Annotated in this window: 7 protein-coding genes; 4 read left to right on the forward strand and 3 right to left on the reverse strand. The window is 54.1% G+C overall.

The features are described from left to right. Nucleotides 1-21: 21 nt before the first annotated feature. The 3 genes from casB to cas3 all read right to left on the reverse strand — a co-directional run bounded on the left by casB (nt 22) and on the right by cas3 (nt 5,608). Nucleotides 22-687 (reverse strand): type I-E CRISPR-associated protein Cse2/CasB, encoded by a 666-nt coding sequence (gene casB, locus ACTH5D_RS05650; protein ID WP_441669197.1) that lies wholly within the window; start codon nt 685-687, stop codon nt 22-24. After that, on the reverse strand, nt 687-2,387 hold the full coding sequence (gene casA / locus ACTH5D_RS05655) for a type I-E CRISPR-associated protein Cse1/CasA (protein ID WP_441669199.1): 1,701 nt from the start codon (nt 2,385-2,387) through the stop codon (nt 687-689). The genes casB and casA overlap by 1 nt, the downstream gene beginning before the upstream one ends. Nucleotides 2,388-2,932: 545 nt before the next feature. Beyond that, nucleotides 2,933-5,608, reverse strand: a complete 2,676-nt coding sequence (gene cas3, locus ACTH5D_RS05660; protein WP_441669201.1) for a CRISPR-associated helicase Cas3' — start codon at nt 5,606-5,608, stop codon at nt 2,933-2,935. 488 nt (nt 5,609-6,096) lie between these two features. On the opposite strand from cas3, the gene ACTH5D_RS05665 reads away from it, so the two are divergent. From ACTH5D_RS05665 to ACTH5D_RS05680, 4 genes are all read left to right on the forward strand, one after another. Beyond that, on the forward strand, nt 6,097-6,246 hold the full coding sequence (locus ACTH5D_RS05665; RefSeq protein WP_441669203.1) for a hypothetical protein: 150 nt from the start codon (nt 6,097-6,099) through the stop codon (nt 6,244-6,246). Next, nucleotides 6,243-6,968 (forward strand): metal ABC transporter ATP-binding protein, encoded by a 726-nt coding sequence (locus tag ACTH5D_RS05670; protein ID WP_441669205.1) that lies wholly within the window; start codon nt 6,243-6,245, stop codon nt 6,966-6,968. Before ACTH5D_RS05665 ends, ACTH5D_RS05670 begins: the two co-directional genes overlap by 4 nt. Next, nucleotides 6,961-7,851, forward strand: a complete 891-nt coding sequence (locus tag ACTH5D_RS05675) for a metal ABC transporter permease (RefSeq protein WP_096276464.1) — start codon at nt 6,961-6,963, stop codon at nt 7,849-7,851. The genes ACTH5D_RS05670 and ACTH5D_RS05675 overlap by 8 nt, the downstream gene beginning before the upstream one ends. Before the next feature lie 35 nt (nt 7,852-7,886). Beyond that, nucleotides 7,887-8,919: metal ABC transporter solute-binding protein, Zn/Mn family (locus ACTH5D_RS05680; protein WP_441669207.1), on the forward strand; the 1,033-nt coding region annotated here is incomplete at its 3' end.

An 8,919-nucleotide genomic window follows, 5' to 3' on the forward strand; every position in this document is an offset into this window, starting at 1 on the left:
GGTGGTAGTCAGTCCTAAAAATTAGTCGCTGCGATGGCTATAGCGAGACGTTGCTGCGAAATAGTCGTTCGCTAAGACAAAACCAAACCGATGGGTAGGCTTGGCAGACAAACGTCCACGATGCTCCTGCCACCAGAGTGAGATAACACTCGCCAGCAGTACGACACTGATATCTTTCTTATCCGCAAGCGCCAGCGCACGGCGTAAGCGCTGGATGAACTCTTCAGGCGTACGGCAGGAAAGAAGTTGCTGAAAGCGCAGCTCACTCATCAGCGGTTTACCGGTTTGCTCTTTTTGCTGGCCAAGGCGTGAGGCTAACGACGCGCTCTTCTTTTCTTCGCGCAACTCCGCTGCGATTAACGCGATGCATGACCACACTTGCAGCTTTTCATCGCGATAATCCGTTTGTTTCATCGTCTCCGGCAGCATCGCCCATAGCTCGCGAAAACCTTGGGTTAGCATCGCTGCTTCCGCGCTATCACAGCGACGCAGTACCGCTCGGACACCTCTGGGCAGTGGCGGCTGAGGGGTCAATGCTTTCAAAGCCTGCGGCGGTAGCGTCAACCGCTGCCACCAACGGCGTAGGGCGGCGGCTTCATCCCGTTTCAAAGCGACGAGTGACTTTTTCTCCGCCTCGGTCAATAAATCTTCTTTCTCGGTTGTTTCCGGCGTTAACAAATCACTCATCAGGTGTCTCCTGTCGTGGATGCAGCAGAGGCCGCGTTACGCTTGGCCTGCGCGGAGGGGTCAAACCCACCTTGTTGGATAAAGTCACTCACCACTTTGCTACCTTTACTCTTGCCACCAAGAAAGCTTTGTAGCTGCCTATGAGCAGCAGTGGCACGTTCAAGATCCATGCTTTCTTGAGCACCGCTGAGTGCTAGGTCTTCGAATACACGCATGGCTTCACGCTTAAGGGCGAAGTACCAATGCTCAGCAGTGTCGGGAGGGATATGCGGAGGCGGAGCTTCTTGTTGCAGCACCTGCTGTAGAGCTAGCAACGCTTTAAAAAATTCAGGCTCGGTTGCATCGTAAAATTGGTTATCAATGGCACTCATATCGCCCTTGGCATCCGACGGGCGTGAAAACCAGGCGTTTTTCACCTGAGTGCGTACCATCCAAGCGATATTGCGCGAAAGGTCGATCAGTTGTTGAACCCATGCGCGAAGTCTTTCCTGCTGGCCTGGTGGAATTGCCACCAGGGGCATTTCCACGCTGTACCAACCCCGCGGCTTCATATTGTCCATGTCGTAGCCAAACACCCATAGACGCGCCTCTCTCAGCAGCGCCTGGATGTCTTCGCCACACGCTCGCTCCTGTGTCACCAGCTTTTGTTTGTGGATGTAGTTTTTCAGCACCGTTGCCGCGATTGCACCACTGCTTTCTTCATCATTCAGTACAAAGCCTGACCAGTGCCGATAGCCAAGCCCACCCGGCTGACCTTTACTGGAAAGTGGTAACTCATTGGGCTTTTGGGGATCACGTCGATAGGGTGTTAACGGGTGTAACCAAGGGCCGTCGTAATTCGCCCCCTGCTTTTTAGCGCGCAATTCGCGCACTACACGCTGGGTTTTTCGTCCGCAAATATCACACGGGCATTCATCTGCGTCTTCAAATAGCAGCCGAAACCGGCGCGGCATTGACCAGTAAGCGTGTAGCGGGCGGGTATCTTCAGGTAGCACCTCGGTGCCTTTTTTATCGCTTACCCGCGTATCGGCCATCCAGAAAAATAGCGACGGCTCTTCTGGATGCGGCGTCGACCACTGCTGCCCTTTCTGGGTGGTTTCTTTCTGCGTAATGATGTTTAGCCATAAGCGCTCCCACAGGCTGGCATCTGACGACTCCGGCATCACCAGCGTTGTCAGCGGCCCACCGCCACGCAGGCCCACGCGGATACCGGCACCGCCCGCAGGTGCGTTAATCTGCATGGTGTACAGCGCTATGGCCGCACAGGCGTCACACATCACTTCAACACGGCCGCGCTTGACGAAAAAGTCGGTATTATTTTTGATGCCGTTAGCGCCGGGGGCATCAATTAATAAACCACTAACGGTGGCGTTGTTTACATCCTCCAGGGGGTCAAGGTCTTGCATAAAGCGAGGGCCGTCGCCGTCCAGTTCAAAAGCGCTACTGAAAGGCGCAAACGCTTTATCCAAGGCGTCAACACTGGGAGGCACCATTAACAAGTCAAGCCAGTCGTCATGAGTTTTCGGCGGTAGCGCCGTTTGTAGCAAGCCGATCAGGAACTGGTAGGCCGCCCCCTGAAAGTCTGCTCGCGGCAGGGCGAGGTTGATTACATCAGAATCAGCCACTGCTGAGACAAGGCGATTCTCTACCTTTCCATCTTTCAACAGGAAGGGTAACCACGGGTCGTCAAGTAGATTCATGAGCACCTCAGAAATGCTATAAATTAAAAAAGCTGGCCTCATTACTGAGACCAGCCAATACAATCAACTATTTCTTTGGTTTCTTACTTTTGCGTGTTGGCCTAGGCGTGATTGGCCACGCTTTATAGCCATATTCATGCGCATCAAACACCCTTCCGTCTTTGGTTTTACGGTAACGTCGAAATATCATTTTGGCCTCCTGCGAAGGCGTTGTATCCGAAGTAAGCGACCTCTACTTGCGTAGCCATACCGAAACCCTTAAATTGTCGATGTGAGCAACAATGCATGGTTCGGTGATTAGTCGCCGTCCTATGCACTAAAATAAAAAAGGTTCTTTCCAGAACCGAATTGCTTAATTAGTCGAGTGCATGTGCAGTATGTTCTTCCCATGCGTAAGCTGTCAACTGTCTGTAAGATACCTATTCTCTGCATCAGCGGAGATCAACCGGTTCTTTCCAGAGCCGAAGCTCGCTCCCCGCACCAGCGGGGATTACTTAACCGAACTAAAGAAGTCTGCGTTTTTAACCAAACAAGTACTAAACGCATCATATCGCCTGCTCCTTACTGCCTAGCCTAACGCCCCACTGGGTATCGTAGTCGCACTCAGGGTCATCACCGGGCAGCCACGGTTGCGTATACTTCAGCGCTTTGTAGCGTTCTTGAAGGGCAGTCCACTGGCTTTCATAGCGGCTTGGCAGCCCTGCTAACTTGGCGGCCTGGCTTTGGCGTAGTTTTACTTGGCTAAGCATATCGGCATGGCGGCTCTCTCCCGCCCATAGCGCCAGCTCGTTATCATCGGTGAGTGAAAGCAGCACGACATTAATCGTGGGTTCATCCATCAGCCTTGTGCCTATCTCTTGCTCTTCCTGCCACTGATCGCTTTTTACATAGCCCTCTTCAAGGTTAAGTGCGTTGAAATTCGCCATCGAGCCAGCCGTTCTCTGCATTCCTTTTTGCTCGTAGCGCGCTGCCTGCATAGCATCAGGAATATCGTCAGATACGGGGCCGTAAACGCCTTCAATAAGATCCCTCGCCTCTTCGGGCATACGGATTGCTTTTAGGCGACGCAAAACTCGCTGAGTTAACCAGTTTAACGATGTGTCTCGATAAACCGCCTGGGTGCCTGGCAGCGTGCGCTTGAGCCAATGCTCATCGGGCTCATCCGCCCAGGGCGGCGCTAACACCAGCAAGCGTGGCAAACAGCGCTTCCCACGCTGGTGGCGTTGTAAGCGCCCCGCCCGCTGGATAAGTAGATCAATGGGTGCGATATCGCTAATCATCACATCCACGTCGCAGTCTAAGGATTCTTGGAAAACCTGTGTGCTGATCAACACCTGCCCCTTGCGTATTTCAGGCGTTGAGTCTTTGCCTAAACGCTCAATGACCTGGGACTCAATGCGTTGCCTATCCACCATGGCAAAGCGGCTGTGGAACAGCAGGCAGCGTTCAGGATCAGGGTGGCGGGCAGCGATGGCTTCGAATGCGCGAATAGCGTCATCTACTGTATTGCGCACCCAAGCGATACACTCACCGGCTTCCACCGCTTCCAGCACCGCCTCTATCGCCTGTTCTTCTTCGGTTAGCCAAGCGACTTCAACGCTTCTGGACACCTCTTTGCGCGAGCCCAGCGGTAACTCCAACGGTTGCCCTTCGCTCACATGGGTCAGTAATGGGAAGTCATCTTTTTGTGGTTTCGTTGCGGGCTGTCCAAGCCCCCCTTGCCAAGCAGTCATTAAGGCACTGCGCATGGCACGGGGGAGCGTGGCCGTTAGCAGAATCGCGCTACCGCCCTGGCGCGCATGATAGGCCAGCAGTTGGCTGAGCAGTGTTTGCATGTAGTTGTCGTAGGCGTGCACCTCATCAATCACCAACACCTTTCGCGCCAACCCGTACAAACGCAGCGACTGGTGGCGAAACGGCAAAATGGCCATTAAGGCTTGGTCAATGGTGCCTACCCCCACTTCCGCCAGCAGCGCTTTTTTACGCGAATCCGCTAGCCATTGGTTACAGCGGCTTGTGGCCGAGAGCTCACTAGCGGTGTAATCCAGATCAGAAGGCTGAGGCGCGGCAACGGCGGCGATAAACTCATCGTTTAAATCCCGTGCACCATGGGCAAGGACAAAAGAGGGGGAGGATTCAGCGGTATAAAACCGTCGATGCAAATTACCCAGCCGTGAATACATGGCGTTAGAGGTGGCCATCGTGGGCAGTGCAAAATAGAGTCCATCGCCGTGGCCTGCCGCTAATAGGCGCTGGGTCAGAATACAGGCGGCCTCAGTTTTTCCTGACCCGGTTACATCTTCCAAAATAAACAGCTGCGGCCCATCTGTGAGTTCTACTGTCTCGGCAGCCTGCTGCAAGGGCGTTGGCGTGATGGATTGCTTGCCAAACCAATCTGACATTCCAGCATAAGGCAACGGCTTGGAAACGTTGTTAAACCCTGTTTCTTGCAGCGCGCTTTCAGCGTTTTTTAATGCAATTTGCCAATAGTCGGCGAGAGGAATCTCTTCTTGAAGATAGGGAAAGTGATCCTGGTTCGAGCCCAACCAGTCACTTAAGGTTGCCCAGCCTGCGATTGACCAGCTTAGCGTCTGCAGGGCATACACCCACTGTTCAGAAGACAACTGCTCGATTGGCCACTCTGGTGGAACGACGTTTGCCCAATCGGCAATAAATTGGCGCGTCGCTTCGATATCGTCAGCATGCTCGTCACGGCAGAAAAACATCTCTACGTCGATACTGCCTGCGCTTACTGGCTGGCCGTGATGACCAAAGAAAGGTGCAGTTAAGACAGGAAGAGCTGCGCGCAGCGACTTGCAATTAGCGCGAGTCAAACCAGTCGGCCATTGCAACGTGCCATCTTCAAACCAGTCTAGCCATTTAGCCTCCCAAACCACGTCCCCCAAACGATCATGGCGCTCAGTGTAGGCATATTGCGCAGCGGGAGGGACTAATACTAAGCTTGAGGTTGGTTGAAAAAGCCCCTGAAAAGCTCGGGCGAACTTACCGATATCGTGCAAACCCAACCAAAAAACTAATAGATTACGTAGTGCTTCAGGTTCAAGACCTAGTTGCGCTGCAAGGCGTTGTGTCAGCGGTCTATCAGGCGAGAGCAGCAACCAGCCCACGGCTGCAACATCGAGATTGTGATACGGCAATAGATGGCACTCTACCGCCCATCCCTTCGCTTGCGCTTTGCCCCAATAGCGATAGTAAGTCACTGCGCTCTCCCGGTTGCTGGCCCACCTTTGCCCATCAAACCATTCCTTACCCTTAATCGCTATTAAACTTAGGCTTACTTAGCCAATACTGTTTCCATGTTAGTGACGTGCCAACGCCGTGCTACTCTTCTTAGCGCCGTTAAATGCATCAGTACGCCTTTATCCTTTTCGCTTGATAGCGGCGTTGGTTATTTCTCCGGCTATTACCCCTCTAACTTATACACAGCTTTATTCACACCCTTACCCAAAGACTTATCCACAGCCAGACTTACCCTGCATAAGCGCAGCGGCGCAAATACGATTCGGTGTTTGAGAACGGTGCGTGCCCGGCCATTATTTGGCAGGCTGGCTGGCGCGGCATTTACGGCGCTACTTAATCCTGAGCTTTATGATTGCCAGCGCGGTGTTTAGGCGTAAAATATCCAGCAATTTTTTGGCTTTGCTACATGTTATGTTATAACCTATTTGATATTACACGAGGCCACTTGATGAGTGAGCATACGCACCATCATAACAAGGAAGGTCCTTGTCACTTTTCCTTAATGTCATTGTCGGCGGTTAAACGGCTGCTGTTTGTTGCTGTGCCGCTGCTAGCGCTGTGGGTTTTGGTGGGTTGGGCTGGCGGGTGGTGGGGATGAGTGAGCGTTTTGTCTCTCGTCTTCAGTTGCACGACCTACATTTGGCCCAGGCGCGCCGCACGGTGCTGGAACACATTGAAGGCAACTTCAAGCCAGGCGCCATTACCGCACTGATTGGCGCTAACGGTGCCGGTAAAAGCACGTTGATTCAGGCCATTATGGGCGAACTTCGGCCTATTAGCGGTGAAGTTGTCTGCACGGTAGCAAAAGAGCGCCGGGCGTGGCTGCCGCAGCAGTTGGCGTTAGACCTAACCTTTCCCATGAGCGTGGAAGAGTTGGTGATGACCGGTAGTTGGCCCAGCCACGGTGCGCTAACCGGCTATTGCGCCGGGCACTATCGAAAAGGCCGCGAGATTATGGCGCGGCTGGGTATTTCGCATTTGGCCCACCGCCCGCTGGGCGAGCTTTCCGGCGGCCAGCGCCAGCGTGCGCTGATTGGGCGCACGCTGATGCAGGAAGCCGAGCTATTACTGTTGGATGAGCCGTTTGCCAATGTGGACAGTGAAACGGTCGATATTTTGATTCGTATCCTGCGTCAGATGGCCGATGACGGCGCGACGATTATTGTGGTGTTACACGATATGGATCATTTGCGCCGTCTTGCCGATGAGGTGCTGATGCTCAACGGCGGCCACGCGCGCTGGGTTGCTCCCGCTGCGCTGACTCATCAGCATGCGCCCGTTCAGGCGATGCCGTTTAGCTTGGGGGATCAGCATGCTTGACCTACTGAATGCGTGGTTTGTCGCGCCGTTCGACTACGGCTTTATGCGCCGTGCGGTAGTGGGTGGTTTAGCGCTTTCGCTAGCGGCCCCTCCGCTGGGGGTGTTTTTGGTGTTACGCGGGATGAGCCTGATTGGCGATGCCATGGCTCACGCGATTCTCCCTGGCGTGGCGCTAGGCTTTCTGCTGGCGGGATTCTCGCTACCCATTATGAGTATTGGCGGCGTGCTGTTTGGTTTGCTGGTGGCACTGCTGGCGGGCGCGGTATCGAAAATGGGCGGCCAGCGGGAAGATGCGGCCATGGCGAGCTTTTTTATTATTTCGCTGGCCGCAGGCGTCATGCTGATTTCGCTAGGCGGTAGCAGCGTGGATCTAACCCACGTGCTGTTTGGCTCTATTTTGGCGATTAATGGCACCGCCCTGATGCTGATTGCCGGTATCAGTACGCTGATTGTGGTGACGCTGGCAGTGGTTTTTCGTGCCTTAGTGGTGGAGTGTTTAGACCCGCTATTTTTGCGCGGCCAAAGCCGCCGTAGCGGCTGGGTGCACAGCGTGTTCTTGGGCCTGCTGGTACTCAATCTAACCGCTGGTTTTCAAACCCTGGGTACGCTAATGGCGGTGGGGTTAATGATGCTTCCCGCCACCTCGGCACGCTTTTGGAGCAAGCGCTTAGAAGGGCTGATCGGTATTTCGATTGTGCTTGCCATGGTGTCTAGCACCGGCGGCCTACTGCTTTCGTTCCATTTGGATATCCCTTCAGGCCCGAGCATTATTCTGCTGGCTGGGGCGGGTTATTTATTCTCGGCGCTGTTTGGCCGTTATCACAGTTTAGCAGCCAAGCTACGGCGTAAAACGACGCCGCTGGCCGTCGATCACGGGTGTTAATTTTCGCCTTTATGTTTAAACGTAAGGAGTGTTGTATGTCTCTTGCCTATTTATCATCTCGATCATCTCGCTGGTTGGTGGGTGTTTCCGCGATGCTGGCACTGCCTGCCGCTGTCGCTAATGAGCGCGTTCAGGTGGTTACCAGCTTCTCTATCCTGGCGGATATGGTGGAAAACGTAGGTGGCGAACATGTCGATGTGACCTCCCTGGTGGGCGCCGATGGCGATGCCCACGTTTACTCCCCCAGCCCCGGCGATGCACGCTCTTTAACAGATGCTGATTTAGTCGTCTTCAACGGCCTAATGTTCGAGGGCTGGATGGAGCGCCTGATTAGCGCTAGCGACTACGATGGCCCACTGATTACCGCGACGGATGGCATTTCGACGATAGCGTATGACGATCACGGGCATGATCACGACCACGGGCATGATCACGGGCATGACCACGGGCATGATCACGAACATGGCGCATATGATCCCCATGCTTGGCAGGATATGCAACAAGCCAGGGTGTATGTAGCTAATATCCGCGATGGTTTAATCGCTGCAGATGCCGACAATGCTGATGAATACCGCGCTAACGCGGAGCACTACTTAGAAGAAATGGCCGAGGCAGACGCTGAGATTCGTGCATTGATTGAGGAAATTCCAGCGTCTACCAGTGTGATTACCGGCCACGCATCTTTTGGCTACTTCTCCAACGCTTATGGCGTTAACTTCCTGTCTCCAGTGGGGCTTTCCACGGAAGCGGATCCTAGTGGCGCCAACATGGCAGCGCTGGTAGACGTGATTAATCAAGAGAACGTTGAGGCACTGTTCCACGAGAACATGACCAACCAGTCGATCATCACCCAGCTAGCTGAAGAAACCGGCTTGCCCATTGCAGGCACGCTGTACGCGGACGCGCTAGCCAGTGAAGGCGAGGCCAGCACTTACCTGGGTATGATGCGCCACAACGCGCAGGTGCTACATGCGGCCCTGGCTGAGCCTGGTCATGATGACCATGCGCACGACCACGACCACGACCACGACCACGACCACGACCACGACCACGACCACGACCACGACC

It is taken from the genome of Halomonas sp., from assembly GCF_052095695.1.
Taxonomy (GTDB): domain Bacteria; phylum Pseudomonadota; class Gammaproteobacteria; order Pseudomonadales; family Halomonadaceae; genus Vreelandella.

Excerpts from the sequence above, each read along its gene's own strand:
- ACTH5D_RS05675 (WP_096276464.1), top strand. The coding sequence starts at position 6,961 with ATGCTTGACCTACTGAATGCGTGGTTTGTCGCGCCGTTCGACTACGGC.
- casA (WP_441669199.1), bottom strand. The coding sequence starts at position 2,387 with ATGAATCTACTTGACGACCCGTGGTTACCCTTCCTGTTGAAAGATGGA.
- ACTH5D_RS05665 (WP_441669203.1), top strand. The coding sequence starts at position 6,097 with ATGAGTGAGCATACGCACCATCATAACAAGGAAGGTCCTTGTCACTTT.
- ACTH5D_RS05670 (WP_441669205.1), top strand. The coding sequence starts at position 6,243 with ATGAGTGAGCGTTTTGTCTCTCGTCTTCAGTTGCACGACCTACATTTG.
- casB (WP_441669197.1), bottom strand. The coding sequence starts at position 687 with ATGAGTGATTTGTTAACGCCGGAAACAACCGAGAAAGAAGATTTATTG.